The organism is Thioclava sp. F1Mire-8 (assembly GCF_002213165.1).
GTDB lineage: Bacteria > Pseudomonadota > Alphaproteobacteria > Rhodobacterales > Rhodobacteraceae > Thioclava > Thioclava nitratireducens.
In genome coordinates, this window is the sequence record NZ_NBNY01000001.1 from 234,612 (window position 1) to 252,432 (window position 17,821).

Below are 17,821 nucleotides of genomic sequence, written 5' to 3' on the forward strand. Positions count from 1 at the left end.
CCTTTTCAGCGTCTTTCCACACGAAGTTGCAGGAAATTCGCGCTATGCGCCTAGCACGTTGATCAACATCAAGGAATCGCGCCGCGGATTGGAGCTTAGATGAACTGCAACAAAAGGAGAGACGGATGAAGAACTGGCTTATCATTCTGGGCGCGACCGCCGCTCTGGCCGGGTGCGATATGATGACGGGGCCCGCTGGGACCGACGCAGTCGACACTCCCGAAGCCGCCATGGCGGCCCCGGCCACCGCTCCGGCGGATGCGACGGACACGGCACCGGGCGCGCGCAACGGAAACCAGAACCAATCGCGCGAGCAGATGGCGCAATAAGCTGCAAGGGGCGGCGAGGGGCCTCTGCCTTTCGCCGCCCGAAACTTTCGCGCCGCGTGCCCCCCGACGGCGCGGCTCAGTCGCGGTCAGCGTCCCGCGCCATCAGGGCGCGCAACACTTTCGGGAGTTCTTCGGGCAGGTCTTCGGCGATCAGACCCGGACCGAAGCTGCGTGCCGCCTCGACATGAAGCCATGCCGCAGTGGTCGCGGCGTCGAACGGTTGGAACCCGCGCGCAAGCAGCCCCGCGATCAGCCCCGCCAGCACATCGCCCGCGCCCGCCGTCGCGAGCCACGGGGCCGCACGGTCCTGCGTCGCCGAATGCAGCGCCACGCGCCCGTCCGGTGCCGCGATCGCGGTGTCCGCCCCTTTGAGCAGCACCGTGCAGCCCGCGCGCGCAGCCGCCTCGCGGGTGGCGTCCAGTTTGGAATAGGTCGGATCGTCGCCTGACAGCTTTTCGGTCAGATCGGGAAAGAGCCGTTTGAACTCGCCCGGATGCGGGGTCAGCACGCAGGCCTCGTGGAGCTGGCCGAAGAGCAGGCTCGGGTCGTAGGAAAAGGCGCTGAGCGCATCGGCATCGAGCACCGTCGCGCGTTTGCCCCAAAGCGCCGCCGGCACCATCTCCTGTGCGCGGGACATGCCCAGACCGGGCCCGAGGCAGAGCGCGTTGAGGCGCTCATCGCCCAGCATCCCGCGCAGGCTATAGGCGTCGGGCAGGGCGCTCAGCATGATCGCGTCGAGATGGGCGGCGTTCTCGGCCAGCGCCTTGGGCGGGCAGGCCAGCGTCACCAGCCCCGCGCCGATCCGCAGAGCCGCGCGCGCAGCCATCCGCGCAGCGCCGCCTTTGCCTGCGCCACCCGACAGGACCAGCGCGTGGCCGTGGCTGAACTTGTGGCCCGTCCGCTTCATCAGGAAATTCGAGGGGCGGTCGATCAGCCGCGCAGCCGCGGGGATCGTATCCTGCGGCAGGCCGATATCGGCGACCACCAGCGCACCGCGCATCGAGGCGCCACCGCCGGGGCGGTCGGGCCCGTCGGACGGATCGAGGTAATGGCCGCATTTCGCGCGGTGGAAACTGACCGTCAGGTCGGCAGGGAATGCCCCCCCGAGATTGCGCCCGCTATCCGAGGAGATGCCGCTGGGGATATCGACGGCGATGAAATGCGGACGCGGTCCCGAGGGATTGGAAAAGCGCCGCGGATAGATCCCGCGCCATGTCTTCGCCGTGTCCTCGGGCATCTGACGGGTCAGGCCGGTGCCGAACAGCGCGTCGATCACCAGCCCGCTCTCCATATCGTCGATGCGGCCTTCGATCGCAGCATCGTCCCATGGCAGCACGTCCCCGATCTGCGCCCAGCGGTCGTGATTGGCCTTCGCATCGGGGGGCAGACGAGCCGGATCGCCATAGGCGTAACAGGCGATACCCCAGCCGCGCGCGGCCAGCAGGCGCGCGATCACGTAGCCGTCGCCGCCATTATTGCCCGGCCCGCACAGCACCACAGCCTGAGCAGGCCCCGGATCGGACCAACGCGAGAAAATCGCCGTGACCACGCTTTCCCCGGCACGCTCCATCAGCTCGAGCCCCGTGACCGCGCCGCGCGCGATCTCGGTCTGTTCGTGTTCGCGCATTTGGCTGGCGGTCAGGATTTCAGGCATGGTCCCCGGGGTCTTCGAAGGAATCGTTTTCAAACTGCTGCATTTTTGTGCTACTTGCACGAATTGCGGGCGCGCTTTTCGGATATCCGACCTCAAAACCGCGCTCCGCCAGCCTAGCCGATTGCGGGGGCTTTGGGAAAGTGGTCTGAGGGGGTCGGAACGAAGACCTGACGGAGGAGTCGGCGGCATGAAAAAGGTGGAGGCGATCATCAAGCCCTTCAAACTCGATGAAGTGAAGGAAGCGCTTCAGGAAGTTGGGATTCAGGGCCTTTCGGTGATCGAGGTGAAAGGGTTCGGACGCCAGAAGGGCCATACCGAGCTTTATCGCGGCGCCGAATATGTCGTGGATTTCCTGCCCAAGGTGAAGATCGAGATGGTGCTGCCCGACGATCTCGTCGACGCCGCCATCGAGGCGATCACGAACGCCGCGCGCACCGAGAAGATCGGCGACGGCAAGATCTTCGTCTCTCCGATGGAGCAGGCGATCCGTATCCGCACCGGCGAGTCGGGCGACGACGCGCTGTAACCTCCGGCATTCCCGGCGGACCCCGTTGCGGGTCCAGGGACAACCCAAGCTCAACGAAAGGGTAATGTGACATGAGCATCAAGGACGCTCTCAAACTGATGAAGGACGAAGACGTCGAATACGTCGACGTGCGCTTCACCGATCCGCGCGGCAAGCTGCAGCACGTGACGCTGATGCATACCGAAGTGGACGAAGATTTCTTCGAAGAAGGCTTCATGTTCGACGGCTCCTCGATCGCCGGCTGGAAGTCGATCGATCAGTCCGACATGAAACTGATCCCGGACGCGTCCTCGGTCTATATCGACCCCTTCTACGCCGAGAAGACCATGTGCGTGCACTGCACCGTGGTCGAGCCCGACACCGGCGAGCCCTATGCCCGCGACCCGCGCGGCACCGCTGAGAAGGCCGAAGCCTATCTCGTTGCCTCGGGCATCGGTGATACGGCCTTCTTCGGTCCGGAAGCGGAATTCTTCCTGTTCGACGACGTGAAGTTCTCGGTCTCGATGAACAAGGTCTCCTACGAGGTCGACGCGATCGACGCGGCGTGGAACACCGACACCGATTACGAGATGGGCAACATGGGCCATCGTCCGGGCGTCAAGGGCGGCTACTTCCCGGTCAACCCGGTGGATGACGCGCAGGACCTGCGTTCGGAAATGCTCTCGACCATGAAGCGCATGGGCATGAAGGTCGACAAGCACCACCACGAAGTGGCCTCGTGCCAGCACGAGCTGGGCCTGATCTTCGGGACGCTGACCAAGCAGGCCGACGACATCCAGAAGTACAAGTACGTCATCCACAACGTGGCGCATGCCTATGGCAAATCGGCGACCTTCATGCCGAAGCCGATCACCGGCGACAACGGCACCGGCATGCACGTGAACATGTCGATCTGGAAAGACGGCAAGCCGCTGTTTGCAGGCGACAAATACGCTGACCTGTCGCAGGAAGCCCTGTGGTTCATCGGCGGTATCCTGAAGCACGCGAAGTCGCTCAACGCCTTCACCAACCCGTCGACCAACTCCTACAAGCGTCTGATCCCGGGCTTCGAGGCTCCGGTTCTGCGCGCCTACTCGGCCCGCAACCGCTCGGGTTGTGTCCGTATTCCGTGGGCGGAATCCCCCAAGGCAAAGCGCGTCGAAGCCCGTTTCCCCGATCCGTCGGCGAACCCCTATCTGTGCTTCTCGGCTCTGCTGATGGCCGGCCTCGACGGCATCAAGAACAAGATCGATCCGGGCCCGTCCTCGGACAAGGATCTCTACGATCTGCCGCCGGAAGAACTGGCCTCGATCCCGACCGTTTGCGCCTCGCTGCGTGAAGCGCTCGAGACGCTCGAGAAGGATCACGAGTTCCTGCTGGCCGGTGACGTGTTCACCAAGGACCAGATCGAGGGCTACATCGCACTGAAGTGGGAAGAAGTGTACGCGTTCGAGCACACCCCCCACCCGGTGGAATACAAGTACTACTACTCCTGCTGAACGGGAGAGGGACAGTGATGGGAAGGGGCGTCCGGTCGGGCGCCCCTTTCGCATTCGGGGCGTCTGCTATGGCGCTTTCGCATCGCTGGACGCCGGGTAAGGCTGCGTCCCTTGACAGATGCGTCCGCGCCGCCCATCTCTCGGCCTTGGCTGCCGGATGCCTGCCGCCCGCGGGGCGTTTCCCTTGGTGAAATCCGGTTCACGATCGCTCTCCTTACTTTCGGGGGCTCTTCGGCAATGCGGGCCCCGAAGCGGTGGATCATCCCCGTGGAGACGAAACGATGACTGTAAATGCAGTGAAAGACGTAAAGGCGCAGGCGCGCCGTCTGGCCGAGGCGATGGCGCAGGCGGGCAATCCGGTTGCGCTGTCGAAGGCGTATGAGTTGACCGCGCAGGCGGCGGGTCATGCCGACTGGAACACGATGGTGGCGGCGCTGCGACGTGCCGAACCGGCTGCACACGCGAAGGGCTATGCCTTGGGCGATGCGGTGCGCGGGCGCTATCTGGGCCATCCGGTGAGCGGCCGCGTCCATGCGCTGCGGCGCAAGGGCGAGACCCATTACGACATCGAAATTGCGCTGGACGAGCCGGTGGATGTCGTTGAAAGTGCTGCGTTTTCCTCGATGCGGCGGCGCGTGCGCGCGACCATCGGCGCGGATGGGCGCTCGATCGGGCGGCGCTCCGACGGGGTCGCGCATCTCGAACTGGACTGAGGAGAAGGGGCGCATCGAGCGCCCCTTTTTCTTTGCGCGTAGCTGGGGCAGGATCGTCCGGCGAGATGGCGGGTAGGGATCATGCGATCGGAAAAGGACAAGATGCTGGCGGGCGAATTGTATCGCGCCGAAGGGCCGGAGATCGAAGCCGATATGGCGCGGGCAGCGGCGTGGATGGACCGGTTCAACGCGACCGTCGCGCATAGTGCCGCGGACTGCCACGCGCTACTGTCGGAGCTGTTCGCGGAAGTGGGGCAGGGGACGCGCATCCGCCCACCGTTCCATTGCGATTACGGCAGCAATATCCGGCTTGGAGCCGGAGTCTTTCTGAATTTCGGATGTGTCATCCTCGATGTGGTCGCGGTCACGATCGGCGACCGGACGCAGGTCGGTCCGAAGGTGCAGATCCTGACCGCCGATCATCCCCGCGATCCGGAGACGCGCCGGACCGGGTTGGAATTCGGGCGGCCCGTGCGGATCGGCGCGGATGTCTGGATCGGCGGCGGGGCGATCATCCTGCCGGGGATCACGGTGGGCGATGGCGCGCTGATCGGCGCGGGGGCCGTCGTGACGCGCGACGTGCCGGCGGGTGCCACGGTCGCGGGCAATCCTGCGCGCATCATCGGTAAAGCGTGAGAGGCGGTGCAGGGTTGGCCAAGGGCAGCGAACTTGCCCCGCCGCGCCCTTCTCGCTAAGGGAAACCAAAGATCAATCAGGAGGATCAGGCATGAGCCGCGCATTCGTATTTCCCGGTCAGGGCGCACAGGTCATCGGCATGGGCAAGGCATTGGCCGACGCCTATCCCGCCTCGAAAGCGGTCTTCGAAGAGGTCGATGAGGCGCTCGGGCAGAAGCTGAGCGCGCTCATCTGGGAAGGCGAGCAGGACGAGTTGACGCTGACCGCCAACGCGCAGCCCGCGCTGATGGCGACGTCTATCGCGGCGCTGCGGGCGCTGGAAGCCGAGGGCTTTGCGGTCACAGATGCGGCCTATGTCGCGGGTCACTCGCTGGGCGAATATTCCGCGCTTTGTGCGGCGGGGTCGCTGAGCCTGCCCGACACCGCACGCCTGCTGCGCGTGCGCGGCGACGCGATGCAATCGGCGGTGCCGGTGGGCGTCGGCGCGATGGCCGCGATCCTCGGGCTCGATTTCGAGGCGGCGTCGAAAGTCGCTGCCGAGGCGGCGCAGGGCGAGGTCTGTCAGGCTGCAAACGACAACGATCCGAGCCAGGTGGTGATCTCGGGCAACAAGGCGGCGGTCGAGCGGGCCACGGTGCTCGCCAAGGAAGCGGGCGCGAAGCGGGCCGTGATGCTTCCGGTCTCTGCCCCGTTCCATTGCGCGCTGATGCAGCCCGCCGCCGATGCGATGGACGCCGCGCTGTCGCAGGTCGAGATCAAGGCGCCGGTGGTGCCGCTGGTCGCCAATGTCCGTGCAGAGGCGGTGAGTGATCCGGCCCTGATCCGCGAACTTCTGGTCGAGCAGGTCACGGGTTCGGTGCGCTGGCGCGAGAGCGTCGCGTGGATGGCCGCTCAGGGCGTCGACGAAATCTGGGAGATCGGCGCGGGCAAGGCGCTCGCAGGGATGGTCCGGCGGATCGCCAAGGACATCACCTGCCGCGCGATCGGCACGCCGGAAGAGGTCGCCGCGCTGAAGGACTGAGGGCTGAGCCGGGGGATCCTCCCCCGGACCCCCTGGGATATTTCCGCCAAGAGGAAGGCGAGGCCGTCCGGGGTCGCCATCGAACCGGACGGCCTTTCCATGTGGCGTCGCACGCGGCGGAGCGCCTATTCCGGCGGGCGCAACCTTGGCGTGTGGCACTTGGAGTTCCCTAACGACACATTCGCTGATATGAGAGCGTCGACTTAGAAACGAGGTAGCATGATGTTCGATTTGAAAGGCAAGCGCGCGCTGGTGACCGGAGCTTCCGGCGGGATCGGGGCCGAGATCGCGCGAGCGCTCCATGCGGGCGGCGCGGCCGTGGCGCTGTCGGGCACGCGGGTCGAGCCGCTCGAAGCGCTGGCCGCCGAGCTGGGCGAGGGTGCCTATGTCTGCCCGGCCAACCTGAGCGATCCCGAAAGCGTCGAGGCGCTGCCGAAAGCGGCGATCGATGCGATGGGCGGTCTGGACATCCTCGTGAACAATGCCGGAATCACGCGCGACCAGCTGGTGATGCGGATGTCGGACGAGGATTGGCAGTCGGTGATCGACGTGAACCTGACGGCGGCGTTCCGCCTGATGCGCGCGGTTCTTCGCCCGATGATGAAGGCGCGCTGGGGCCGGATCATCAACATCACCTCGGTGGTCGGCCAGACCGGCAATCCCGGCCAGGTGAACTATGCCGCAGCCAAGGCGGGTCTCGTCGGCGCGTCGAAATCGCTCGCGCAGGAAGTCGCGACTCGCGGCGTGACGGTGAACTGCGTGGCGCCGGGCTTCATCGAGACGCCGATGACGGACAAGCTCACCGATGCTCAGAAAGACGCGATCCTGTCGGGCATCCCGGCCGGGCGCATGGGCACGCCCGAAGAAATCGCTGCCGCCGTGCGCTATCTCGCGAGCCCCGAGGCGGGCTACGTCACCGGCGCGGTGCTGCATGTCAACGGCGGCGGGACGATGGCCTGACGTCTTTGTGACCCAACGGCATGGCCGCCTTTGTTAGGGTGGAGAAACGTCTTGCCATGGGCCACGGCAATCGCTAAGAGCGCTGCAGACGAGCCGGGCGTAACAGCCACGGCTCTGAATTGCGGTCTTCGGGTTGACCCGGGGCGCGCGGGTTGAGACGCTCGTAAACGAGCAAGCATGAACGGGCTAGGCCCTATAAACTTTGAGGAATTGACATGAGCGACATCGCTGATCGCGTGAAGAAGATCGTCGTGGAGCATCTCGGCGTGGAAGAGGACAAGGTCACTGAGAGCGCCTCGTTCATCGACGACCTCGGTGCGGACAGCCTCGATACGGTCGAGCTGGTCATGGCCTTCGAAGAAGAGTTCGGCATCGAGATCCCCGATGACGCCGCCGAGAACATTCAGACCGTCGGCGATGCGGTTAAATTCATCTCGGAAGCGCAGTAAGCCTTAACGGCGGACGCTGAGAGAGAGTTAAGGGCGGCGCTTCGGGAAACCGGAGCGCCGCTTTTCTTTTGCGCCAGACGCGCGGGTGTCGGGGAGGATTGCATGCGGAGTTTCGTCGCGATCGAATTGCCCGGGGAGCATATCGAGGCGATCGAGCGGTTGCAGGCCGATCTGGGCGCGGGGCGGATCGTGCAACCGGAGAACCTTCACCTGACGCTGGCCTTTCTCGACGAGATCGACGTCGGACAGCTGGAGGCTCTGGACGACAGGCTGCGCGAGATCGACTGGGCGCCGGGGCCGGAGGTGGTGTTGGCAGGGCTGGAGACCTTCGGCAGCCCGGCGCGGCCCGAGGCGCTGGTACTGGGTGTACAGGCCGATCCCGAGTTGCTCCGCTGGCACCGTGCGGTGATGGTGGCGGCGCGAGCGGCGGGGATCGACCTGCCGCGGCGACGGTTCCGCCCGCATGTGACGCTGGCACGGTTCGGCAAGCGGGCAGGAGCAGGGGATTTGGCCCGGCTGGGGCGATTCATGGCCCGCGAGGGGGCGGTGCGCTTGCCGGGATTCGGCCCCGATCACGTGGCGCTGATCCGCTCGACTCTTGGGCATGGGCCGCCGCGCCACGAGATGCTTGCCAGTTATTTTATGTCATAAGACATATATTAAGGAAGATGTGAACGAAAACGCGGCTCTTGAGAGTGGCTGTTAATCGTTTGTTAACGAATTGGGCCGTCTCCTGATCCTATCGCGGGCGCTTTACGACAAACGCTCAATGCCCGTGCAGATCTTGGTAGTCACATGTCAGTCTTTCGCCGGGCGCAGGTTGCGGTCCGCCCCCTTTTGTCTTTCGCGGCGACGCTTGCCGCTTTGGGTCTGATCTCCCGATTGGCCGTTCAGTCGGGCGTCGGCCCGGAGCCGTTGCGCGCGCTGAACGGGTGGATCGGGATGGGAACCGGGACGGCGGGCGCGGTGCTGGCTCTGGCGGGGGCGCTCTCCTGTGGCCGGGAGGTACGGATCGGGGCGCGTGGGCTGGCCGCGGCGAGCCTGCTGCTTTGCCTCGGGCGGGGCGTGCCCGCGCTCGCGCCGCTGTACCGGTGGGACGGCGTACCCGTGATCGAGCCGAGCGCCGCGACGCTTCTCGCGATGACGGCGGCGGCGTTTTTTGCGGTCGAGGCGCGGGCCTACCTGATCGGCACCGTTGCCCATATGACGGTTTTCGGTGGCGCGTTGATGTATCTGTTCTCGCATGTTTTCGTCCACGATTATCTGTCGGGGGAGATGTCGCTCGGCGCCTCGGTGGCGATCCTCTGTCTGGCCTATGCCGGGGTGATCTGCCGCGGCGACCGTGGGGTGATGCGGGTGCTGCTCAACGAACACGCGTCGGGCCGGCAAGCGCGGGCGCAGATGCTGCTGGGCGTGGTCGCACCGATCCTTCTGGGAACCTTCTACCTGCTCGCCGATCCCGAATTGGCCACGCGCGCGGAAATGCTGCTGCTGCTCGCGACGATCGTGGGGGTGAATGTCGGCCTGATCATCCTGATGGCGGTCTCGCTGGAGCGGACGGATCATGCGCGGCGTGCCGTGGAGCGGAAACTTCTCAACCGCGCGATGCGGGACGGGCTGACCGGGCTTTTCAATCGCGAGATGCTGTCGCGGCGGTTTCAGCAAGCCTTTAGCCAGGGGATGGGCGAGGGGGTCCCGTTCACCGCGCTGATGATCGATATCGACCATTTCAGGCAGGTCAACAATCGCGGTGGGCATGCGCTCGGCGATCTGGTGCTGCGCCGCGCGGGGCGCAAGATGCGCGCGCAATTGCGGCTGGAGGACACGCTTGCACGGATCGGTGGCGATGAATTCGCGGTGATCCTGCCCGGCGCGCGGCTGACCGAGGGCCTCGAGGCGGCGGAGCGGCTTCGCGCCGCTGTGGCCGCGCTGGGTTTCGAGGGGCAGCAGGCGCCTGGTCTGCGGGTCACCGTCTCCATCGGGGTCGCCGAATGGGAGTGCGGCGAGGAACTGCGGAGCCTTTATGCGCGGGCGGACGGGGCGCTCTACGCGGCGAAGAACCGCGGGCGCAACCGGGTTCTGCTGGCGCAGCCCTCCTTCGAACTCCGCGCCTCGGCGCCGCCCTTTGTCGCGCCGGACACGCGGGTCGAGGCGCTCAAGCTGAAGTCTGCGTGCCAGCCTGAACCGGTCGCGCGACGCGGCGCAAACCCGTCCGAACTGCAGCCATTCGCCGGACGGTAACCCGCCTGCCGCTTTGGGTTGTGATTGCGCCTTTGCGCGCCCGCGTGTATCAGGTCTGGCAAGATATTTTGCTGAGAAAGAGGTCACGCATGCGCCGGGTAGTTGTCACGGGTCTGGGGATGGTCACGCCGCTGGCTTGCGGGGTCGAGGAGACCTGGTCGCGGCTCATCGCGGGTCAGTCGGGGGCGGGGACGATCTCGCGCTTCGATGCGTCCAACGTGACCACGAAATACGCCTGCGAAATTCCGCTGGGCGACGGCTCCGACGGCACGTTCAATCCCGACGACTGGATGGAGCCGAAAGAGCGCCGCAAGGTCGACGATTTCATCCTCTACGGGATGGCGGCTGCGACGCAGGCCGTAAAGGATTCCGGCTGGGAGCCCGAGGATGAAGAGGGTCGCCTGCGCACCGGCGTGATGATCGGTTCGGGGATCGGGGGGCTCAGCTCGATCGCCGATACAGCCGTTCTGATCAAGGAAAAGGGTGTCCGCCGCGTCAGCCCGTTCTTCATCCCGGGCGCGCTGATCAACCTCGTCTCGGGGCAGGTCTCGATCCGGTTTGGCTTCAAGGGGCCGAACCATGCGGTCGTCACCGCCTGCTCGACCGGCGCGCATGCCATTGGCGATGCCGCGCGTCTGATCATGCTGGGCGATGCCGATGTGATGGTCGCCGGCGGTGCGGAAAGCCCGATCTCGGAGATCGGTATCGCGGGCTTCAACGCCTGCAAGGCGCTCTCGACCAAGCGCGGCAACGAGCCGGAGGCCGCGAGCCGTCCATGGGATGCCGATCGCGACGGGTTCGTGATGGGCGAGGGCGCGGGCTGCGTCGTGCTGGAGGAATACGAGCACGCCAAGGCGCGCGGCGCGAAGATCTATGCCGAGGTGCTGGGCTATGGCCTGTCGGGCGACGCCTATCACATCACCGCGCCGTCCGAGGATGGCGATGGCGGCTTCCGCGCGATGAAAGCGGCGCTGGAGCGGGCCGACCTGAACCCCGATCAGGTGGATTACATCAACGCGCATGGCACCTCGACCATGGCCGACGTGATCGAGCTGGGGGCGGTGCAGCGCCTGCTGGGCGATGCGGCGTCGAAAGCCACGATGAGCTCGACCAAGTCCTCGGTCGGCCACCTTCTGGGTGCGGCTGGCGCAGTGGAGGCGATCTTCTCAATCCTCGCTATCCGCGATCAGATCGCACCGCCGACGCTGAACCTCGACAATCCGCCGGAAGAGGCTGTGATCGACCTCGCGCCGAAGGCTGCGGTCAAGCGCAAGATCGACGTGGCTCTGTCCAACAGCTTCGGCTTCGGCGGCACCAATGCGAGCCTCGTGATGGGCAAGGTGGATAGCTGATGTGGCGTAACATCGTCTCGAATTTCCTGACGCTGCTGATCGTCATTCTCGTCGCGCTTGGCGGCTTGGTCGCCTGGGCGAAGAACCAATATGTCGAGCCCGGCCCGCTGGCCGAGGCGATGTGCCTGCGCGTCGCGCCCGGCGAAAGCCTGCAGGGCGTGTCGTCGAAGCTGAAGGAGAAGGGGGCTATCTCCTCTTCCTATCTCTTCCGCACCGGTGCGCAGTATGAGGAGAAGGCCGACAAGCTGAAATTCGGCTCCTACCTGATCGAGCCGAACACCTCGATGCAATCCATCGTGGGGCAGATCACGTCGGGTGGACCTTCGACCTGCGGCTCGGAGCTGGTGTTCCGGATCGGCGTGAACGGCAACGAGGTGCTGCTGCGCGAGCTGGACCCGACCACGGGCGATTACCAGAAGGTCGCGGAATACAATCCCGAGAGCGAAAAGCCGCCCGAAGGCTTCGAGGAAAAGGCCGACCGCGTCGATGTGCGCACCCGCGTGACCGTCGTCGATGGTGTGACCAGCTGGCAGATCGTGCAGGGGCTGAAGGAAGCGAGCTTCCTGTCGGGCAAGATCGACGGGGTGCCGGGGGAAGGCACGCTCGCGCCCGACAGCTACGAGGTGACGCGCGGGGCCGACCGGCAGGCGCTGATCGATCTGATGTCCGAGCGGCAGTCGAAGATCCTCGCCGATGCCTGGGACGGACGCGCCGAGGGGCTGCCCTATGACGATCCGCAGCAGGCGCTGACCATGGCCTCGATCGTCGAGAAGGAAACCGGCGTGCCCGCTGAGCGCCCCGAAGTGGCAAGCGTCTTCATCAACCGTCTCGAAAAGGGCATGAAGCTGCAGACCGACCCGACCGTGATCTACGGTGTGACCGAAGGCAAGGGTGTGCTGGGCCGCGGGCTGCGGCAGTCCGAGCTGCGCAAGGCGACGCCCTACAACACCTATGTCATCGACGGGCTGCCGCCCGGGCCGATCGCGAACCCGGGCAAGGCGGCGATCGAGGCGGCGTTGCATCCCGATTCGACCGACTACCTGTTCTTCGTGGCGGATGGGTCTGGCGGGCATGCCTTCTCGAGCACGATCGAAGAGCATAACAAGAACGTGGCGAAGTGGCGCGAGATCGAGAAGCAGCGTCAGGAAGACGCATCAAGTAACTGATATCACGTAAAGAACCCCGGTTTTCGCCGGGGTTCTTTTTTGCCCACGCCGCACAACCCGGAATTTAGAGCTTGACTCTGCGAACGCTCTCGGGTAGAAGTTTGGCACGCTAGGAGAAGTGGGCAAACGCCGCGGGGCAACCCGACGGCGTTTTTTCATGTCTCTCGAACGGACCAACTTGGAACGGGTGGGTTCGTACGTGACGCAAGACAACATGATGAACGAGGCGGGGGCGCCGGTCGATCTTCTGGATCAGACCGAAGCGCTCTATCGTGACGTGGCCGAGGAACTGGCGCAGGCGCTGCAGGGGGTGCGGTGCGGCGAGATATCCGAGGCGAAAGCGGCGGTGCAGGCGGTCAAGGACCTCCGCACCGCTTTTCATTTGGTGATGGAGGAACGAACGCGTGTCGAGAAACTCCGCAGACAGTTGGCAGGCGTCGCCGCCGGGCGGGATGGCGCGCTCGACTTCGATGCCGCCAGAGTTGAAATCGGGCGCCGCCTGGCTCGCCTCCGCGACGCCTGAGAGTGTCGAGGCGTTTCTCGACGGGCTTGATGACAATGCATTGCTCGCGCTGCCCTGGATCTTCGAGTTCTGGGCGCTCGATCATCAGCTTCCGCCCGAAGGGGATTGGAAAAGCTGGGTGATCATGGGTGGGCGCGGCGCGGGCAAGACGCGGGCCGGGGCCGAGTGGGTGCGTGCGCAGGTGGAAGGCGCACGCCCGCTCGACCCCGGAAGGGCGCGACGTGTGGCGCTGGTCGGCGAAACCTTCGATCAGGTGCGCGACGTGATGGTGATGGGGGAGAGCGGGATACTCGCCTGCTCTCCGCCTGACCGCAGACCGGTCTGGGAAGCGACCCGGCGCCGGCTCGTCTGGCCGAACGGGGCCACGGCGCAGGCGTTTTCCGCGCATGAGCCCGAGGCGCTGCGGGGGCCGCAATTCGACGCGGCCTGGGTCGACGAACTGGCGAAATGGAAGAAGGCGGAGGAGGTCTGGGACATGCTGCAATTCGCGCTGCGTCTGGGCGATCATCCGCAGCAGGTGATCACGACGACGCCGCGCAACGTGGGCGTGCTGAAACAGATTTTGGAGACGCAATCGACCGTGGTCAGCCATGCGCCGACCGAGGCGAACCGGGCGCATCTGGCGGAGAGTTTCCTCGCCGAGGTCCGGGCGCGCTATGCCGGGACGCGGTTGGGGCGGCAGGAGCTGGACGGGGTGCTCCTGGAGGATGTCGAGGGCGCGCTCTGGACGACGGCGATGCTGGAGCGGGCGCGGATCAATCATCCCGGTGATCTGGACCGGGTCGTGGTGGCGCTCGATCCGTCGGTCAGCGGCAAGGCGGCCTCTGACGAATGCGGGATCGTGGTCGTGGGGGCGCGCACCCAAGGCCCGGTGCAGGACTGGCGCGCGGTGGTGCTGGAGGATGCCAGCATTCGCGGCAAGCCGACGGACTGGGCCCGCGCCGGGATCGCAGCGATGGAGCGCTGGGGCGCGGAGAAGCTGGTGGCCGAGGTCAATCAAGGCGGCGATCTGATCGAGAGCGTGCTGCGCCAGATCGACCCGCTGATCCCGTTCAAGGCGTTGCGCGCCAGCCGGGGCAAATCGGCGCGCGCGGAACCTGTGGCGGCACTCTATGAACAGGGCCGGGTGGCGCATCTGAGATCGTCGGATCTCGACGCGCTCGAAGACCAGATGTGTCGGATGGGACTGCAGGGCTATCAGGGCAAGGGCTCGCCCGACCGCGTGGATGCGCTGGTCTGGGCGATCACCGAACTGATCCTCGAGCCGGCCGCGCATTGGCGCAGGCCGCAGCTGCGGGGGCTCTGAGCCTCTTTCGGCTTGGGCGAAATATCCTGCGGGGGTCCGGGGGTGCAAAACCCCCGGCGCGCAACAATCGAATTCGAGAGCAAGGGCTGGGGCATTCCCCGGCCCTTTTTCTTTGCCAGCCGGTCCGCGACGGGGCCGCGAGAAGGAGACGGGAATGGGTTGGAACATCTTTCGCAAATCCGAAAGCGCGGGGCGGTCGGAGGTGAAGGCCTCGGCGACGGGACGGATCGTGGCGATGGCGAGCGGGTCGGGGCGTGTGGTGTGGTCGCCTCGCGATGTGGGTTCGCTGACGCGGTCGGGGTTTACGGGCAACCCGGTCGGATTTCGTTGCGTGAAGCTGATCGCGGAGGCCGCGGCTGCCTTGCCGCTTGTTTGCCAGGATGCGGAGCGGCGTTACGATGTCCATCCCGTACTCGAGCTGATCGCGCGGCCCAACGCGGCGCAGGGCAAGGGTGCGTTCTTCGAGGCGCTTTACGGGCAGATGCTGCTGTCGGGCAACGGCTACCTGGAGGCGGTGGCGGTGGAGCCGGGGCTGCCGCGCGAGCTGCACGTGCTGCGCGCGGATCGGATGAGCATCGTGCCGGGCTCGGATGGCTGGCCGGTCGCTTATGACTACACGGTGGCCGGGCGCAAGCATCGGTTTGATATGACCGGAAGCCCCGATCCGATCTGCCATCTGCGGGCGTTTCATCCGCAGGACGATCATTACGGACTGTCGCCGATGCAGGCGGCAGCGGTGGCCGTGGACGTCCATAACAGTGCGTCGAGCTGGTCGAAGGCGCTGTTGGACAATGGTGCGCGACCTTCGGGGGCGATCGTCTACAAGGGCGCCGATGGACAGGGGACGTTGTCGCCTGACCAGTATGACCGGCTCGTCTTCGAGATGGAGACGCATCATCAGGGCGCGCGCAACGCGGGGCGGCCGATGCTGCTGGAGGGTGGGCTGGACTGGAAACCGATGGGGTTCTCACCGTCCGATATGGAATTTCACGAGACCAAGCTGGCCGCGGCGCGTGAGATCGCGGTGGCCTTTGGGGTTCCGCCGATGCTGCTGGGAATCCCCGGCGATGCGACCTACGCCAATTACGCCGAGGCGCACCGGGCCTTCTATCGGCTCACGGTGCTGCCGCTCGCGACCAAGGTGGCCGCGGATGTTGCGTGGTGGCTGTCGACATGGACGGGCGAGCGGGTGAGCCTGAGGCCCGATCTCGACCAGATCCCGGCCTTGGCGAGCGAACGCGATCAGCAATGGAAGCGGATCGGCGAGGTCTCCTTCCTGACCGCGTCCGAGAAGCGCGCGCTGCTGGGCCTGCCGCCTGTGCCCGTGGACGCGGTGGAGAGCTGAGATGGCCGATGGTGGATCGCGATACCTCAAGGCGCCCTTTGCCGTCCACGAGGAACGGATGCAGGCGACCGAGAAGATCATGGAGCTGCAATTTTCGCAGGTCGAACAGCGGCTCGGTCGGATCGAAGCGATGATCGAACGGCTGGAGCGGCGGCTCTGGATGGCGGTCTATGGCGTGGTGGCAGTGATCCTGACGCAGGCGGTGCTCAGCGTCGTCGAGGTCGGTCCGAAATAGGGAAATAGACATGAATACATATGATTACGGGTTGGAGTTGAAGTTCTGCGCGAACGAGGCGCATCCCGTTCAACTGACCGATGGGACGGTGATCGAGGGCTATGCGAGCCTGTTCGGTCTGCCCGATCAAGGTGGCGACGTCGTCTGCAAAGGCGCTTACGCGAAAGGGTTGGAGCGGCTGTTGGCACGGGGCGGCACGGTGAAGATGCTCTGGCAGCACGACCCGGCGCAGCCGATCGGGATCTGGGACGATATCCGGGAAGACGCGCGCGGGCTCTACGTCAAGGGCAGGCTGTTGCCCGGCGTGGCGCGGGCGCGGGAGGCGGCGGCGCTGATTGCCGCGGGGGCGATCGACGGGCTGTCGATCGGCTATCGCACGGTCGCCGCCGAGAAGGACGCAAAAGGCCAGCGGCTGCTTGCGGAACTGGAGCTTTGGGAAGTGTCGCTGGTGACCTTCCCGATGCTTCGCGAGGCGCGGGTGGCGGCGAAGGGCGAAAGCCTCGCGCGTGATCTGCGCGATCTGGCCGCGGCGCTTCGCGGTGCCACGGCGGAACTGGCCGGTCGCTGAGGCGGGCGGGCGAGAGATCCCATTGGAGATGGAGTGACGATGAAGACCGAGAGCAAGTCTCGGGCCGGGACGGGTATGTCCGAAGGCCCCGATCCGGCCACGGAGGTGCAATCCGCGCTGGCCGTTTTCGTAAATGAAGTCAAAGCCTTCCGCGATGAAGTTGAAGTGAAGATGCAACAACAAGACGAGCGTTTGACCATGCTGCAGAGCAAATCCATGACTGCCGGGCGTCCCGCCCTTTCCGCCGCCGCGAACGAGGAGGCGCCGCATCAGAAGGCCTTTGCGGCCTACCTGCGTTCGGGGGATGACGACGCATTGCGGGGGCTGAGCCTCGAGGGGAAGGCGCTCAACAGCTCGGTCGCGGCTGAAGGTGGCTATCTGGTTGACCCGCAGACCTCCGACACGATCCGCTCGGTGCTGACCTCGACGGCCTCGATCCGCCAGATCGCGAATGTGGTCAATGTCGAGGCGACCTCTTTCGACGTGCTGGTCGATCGCAGCGAGTTGGGCTCGGGTTGGGCCACCGAGAGTGCGGCGCTGAGCGAGACTGCGACGCCGCAGATCGATCGGATCTCGATCCCGCTGCACGAGCTGGCCGCGATGCCGAAAGCGTCGCAACGGCTGCTCGATGACAGCGCCTTCGATGTCGAGACCTGGCTGGCGCAGCGCATCGCCGAGAAATTTGCCCGCGCCGAGGCGGCGGCGTTCATTTCGGGCGATGGGGTGGACAAGCCGACGGGCTTTCTGACCCATCCGCAGGTCGGCAACGGGTCGTGGACCTGGGGCTCGCTCGGCTATGTCGCGACGGGCGCGGATGGGGATTTCTCGGGCGCGAACCCTGCCGATGCGGTGGTCGATCTGGTCTATGCGCTGGAGGCGGAATACCGCGCCAATGCGAGCTTCGTGATGAATTCGAAGACCGCAGGCGCCGTGCGCAAGATGAAGGATGCCGATGGGCGGTTCCTGTGGACCGATGGTCTGGCTGCGGGCGAGCCTGCGCGCCTGATGGGCTATCCGGTGCTGATCGCGGAGGACATGCCGGATATCGCGTCGGACAGTTTCGCGATCGCTTTCGGCGATTTCGAGGCGGGCTACACGGTGGCGGAACGCCCGGATCTGCGGGTGCTGCGCGATCCCTTCTCCGCCAAGCCGCATGTCCTGTTCTACGCCTCCAAGCGCGTCGGCGGCGATGTCAGCGATTTCGCCGCGATCAAGCTGCTGAAATTCGCGCTCGCCTGAGATGCGTGAGCGGGATCGGGGGGCTCCGCCTTCCGGTTCCCGGGGCCGGGATGCCGGTCTCGGGACGGGCGCGGGGCTGA

Annotated in this window: 19 protein-coding genes; 18 read left to right on the forward strand and 1 reads right to left on the reverse strand. The window is 65.7% G+C overall.

The genetic code is table 11. From position 1 onward, the window contains the following. Positions 1-125 precede the first annotated feature (125 nt). Positions 126-329, forward strand: coding sequence for a hypothetical protein (locus B6V75_RS01100; protein WP_088718460.1), 204 nt, complete (start codon positions 126-128; stop codon positions 327-329). 76 nt (positions 330-405) lie between these two features. Here B6V75_RS01100 and B6V75_RS01105 read toward each other — a convergent pair whose 3' ends face one another. Next, positions 406-1,983: an NAD(P)H-hydrate dehydratase gene (locus B6V75_RS01105; RefSeq protein WP_088718461.1), complete on the reverse strand. Its 1,578-nt coding sequence runs from the start codon at positions 1,981-1,983 to the stop codon at positions 406-408. A 187-nt stretch (positions 1,984-2,170) separates the two neighbouring features. On the opposite strand from B6V75_RS01105, the gene B6V75_RS01110 reads away from it, so the two are divergent. From B6V75_RS01110 to B6V75_RS01190, 17 genes are all read left to right on the forward strand, one after another. Continuing rightward, complete coding sequence (locus B6V75_RS01110) at positions 2,171-2,509, forward strand: P-II family nitrogen regulator (protein ID WP_075775041.1); 339 nt, start codon at positions 2,171-2,173, stop codon at positions 2,507-2,509. Between the two features lie 71 nt (positions 2,510-2,580). Continuing rightward, on the forward strand, positions 2,581-3,987 hold the full coding sequence (gene glnA / locus B6V75_RS01115) for a type I glutamate--ammonia ligase (RefSeq protein WP_075775040.1): 1,407 nt from the start codon (positions 2,581-2,583) through the stop codon (positions 3,985-3,987). A gap of 281 nt (positions 3,988-4,268) precedes the next feature. Next, entirely contained in the window at positions 4,269-4,700 is a 432-nt protein-coding gene (locus tag B6V75_RS01120) for a glyoxalase superfamily protein (RefSeq protein WP_075775039.1), read from the forward strand. An 81-nt stretch (positions 4,701-4,781) separates the two neighbouring features. After that, positions 4,782-5,336 (forward strand): sugar O-acetyltransferase, encoded by a 555-nt coding sequence (locus tag B6V75_RS01125; RefSeq protein WP_075775038.1) that lies wholly within the window; start codon positions 4,782-4,784, stop codon positions 5,334-5,336. Between the two features lie 91 nt (positions 5,337-5,427). Continuing rightward, positions 5,428-6,357, forward strand: a complete 930-nt coding sequence (fabD, locus tag B6V75_RS01130) for an ACP S-malonyltransferase (RefSeq protein ID WP_075775037.1) — start codon at positions 5,428-5,430, stop codon at positions 6,355-6,357. A 222-nt stretch (positions 6,358-6,579) separates the two neighbouring features. After that, positions 6,580-7,317, forward strand: a complete 738-nt coding sequence (fabG, locus tag B6V75_RS01135; RefSeq protein WP_075775139.1) for a 3-oxoacyl-[acyl-carrier-protein] reductase — start codon at positions 6,580-6,582, stop codon at positions 7,315-7,317. Positions 7,318-7,532: 215 nt separating this feature from the next. Then, entirely contained in the window at positions 7,533-7,766 is a 234-nt protein-coding gene (locus B6V75_RS01140) for an acyl carrier protein (RefSeq protein WP_075775036.1), read from the forward strand. Positions 7,767-7,868: 102 nt separating this feature from the next. Next, the gene (thpR, locus tag B6V75_RS01145; RefSeq protein ID WP_088718462.1) at positions 7,869-8,417 is read left to right on the forward strand and encodes an RNA 2',3'-cyclic phosphodiesterase; all 549 of its coding nucleotides are present in this window, start codon (positions 7,869-7,871) and stop codon (positions 8,415-8,417) included. 231 nt (positions 8,418-8,648) lie between these two features. Then, positions 8,649-10,007 (forward strand): GGDEF domain-containing protein, encoded by a 1,359-nt coding sequence (locus B6V75_RS01150; protein ID WP_168174420.1) that lies wholly within the window; start codon positions 8,649-8,651, stop codon positions 10,005-10,007. 89 nt (positions 10,008-10,096) lie between these two features. Then, a complete protein-coding gene (gene fabF / locus B6V75_RS01155; protein ID WP_088718464.1) occupies positions 10,097-11,359 on the forward strand; it encodes a beta-ketoacyl-ACP synthase II in 1,263 nt (420 codons plus the stop codon). Further along, positions 11,359-12,525 (forward strand): endolytic transglycosylase MltG, encoded by a 1,167-nt coding sequence (mltG, locus tag B6V75_RS01160; RefSeq protein WP_075775032.1) that lies wholly within the window; start codon positions 11,359-11,361, stop codon positions 12,523-12,525. The genes fabF and mltG overlap by 1 nt, the downstream gene beginning before the upstream one ends. A gap of 157 nt (positions 12,526-12,682) precedes the next feature. Next, positions 12,683-13,048, forward strand: coding sequence for a hypothetical protein (locus tag B6V75_RS01165; RefSeq protein ID WP_240496882.1), 366 nt, complete (start codon positions 12,683-12,685; stop codon positions 13,046-13,048). Then, positions 12,996-14,354 carry a terminase family protein gene (locus B6V75_RS01170; protein ID WP_088719353.1) on the forward strand — a complete coding sequence of 453 codons (1,359 nt, stop codon included), beginning with the start codon at positions 12,996-12,998 and terminating at the stop codon, positions 14,352-14,354. Before B6V75_RS01165 ends, B6V75_RS01170 begins: the two co-directional genes overlap by 53 nt. Positions 14,355-14,508: 154 nt before the next feature. Next, positions 14,509-15,699: a phage portal protein gene (locus B6V75_RS01175; RefSeq protein WP_088718465.1), complete on the forward strand. Its 1,191-nt coding sequence runs from the start codon at positions 14,509-14,511 to the stop codon at positions 15,697-15,699. Position 15,700: 1 nt separating this feature from the next. Then, complete coding sequence (locus tag B6V75_RS01180; RefSeq protein WP_075775029.1) at positions 15,701-15,934, forward strand: hypothetical protein; 234 nt, start codon at positions 15,701-15,703, stop codon at positions 15,932-15,934. A 10-nt stretch (positions 15,935-15,944) separates the two neighbouring features. Beyond that, positions 15,945-16,502, forward strand: a complete 558-nt coding sequence (locus tag B6V75_RS01185; protein ID WP_206198461.1) for an HK97 family phage prohead protease — start codon at positions 15,945-15,947, stop codon at positions 16,500-16,502. A 39-nt stretch (positions 16,503-16,541) separates the two neighbouring features. Then, positions 16,542-17,741 (forward strand): phage major capsid protein, encoded by a 1,200-nt coding sequence (locus tag B6V75_RS01190; protein WP_088718467.1) that lies wholly within the window; start codon positions 16,542-16,544, stop codon positions 17,739-17,741. Positions 17,742-17,821: the final 80 nt, after the last annotated feature.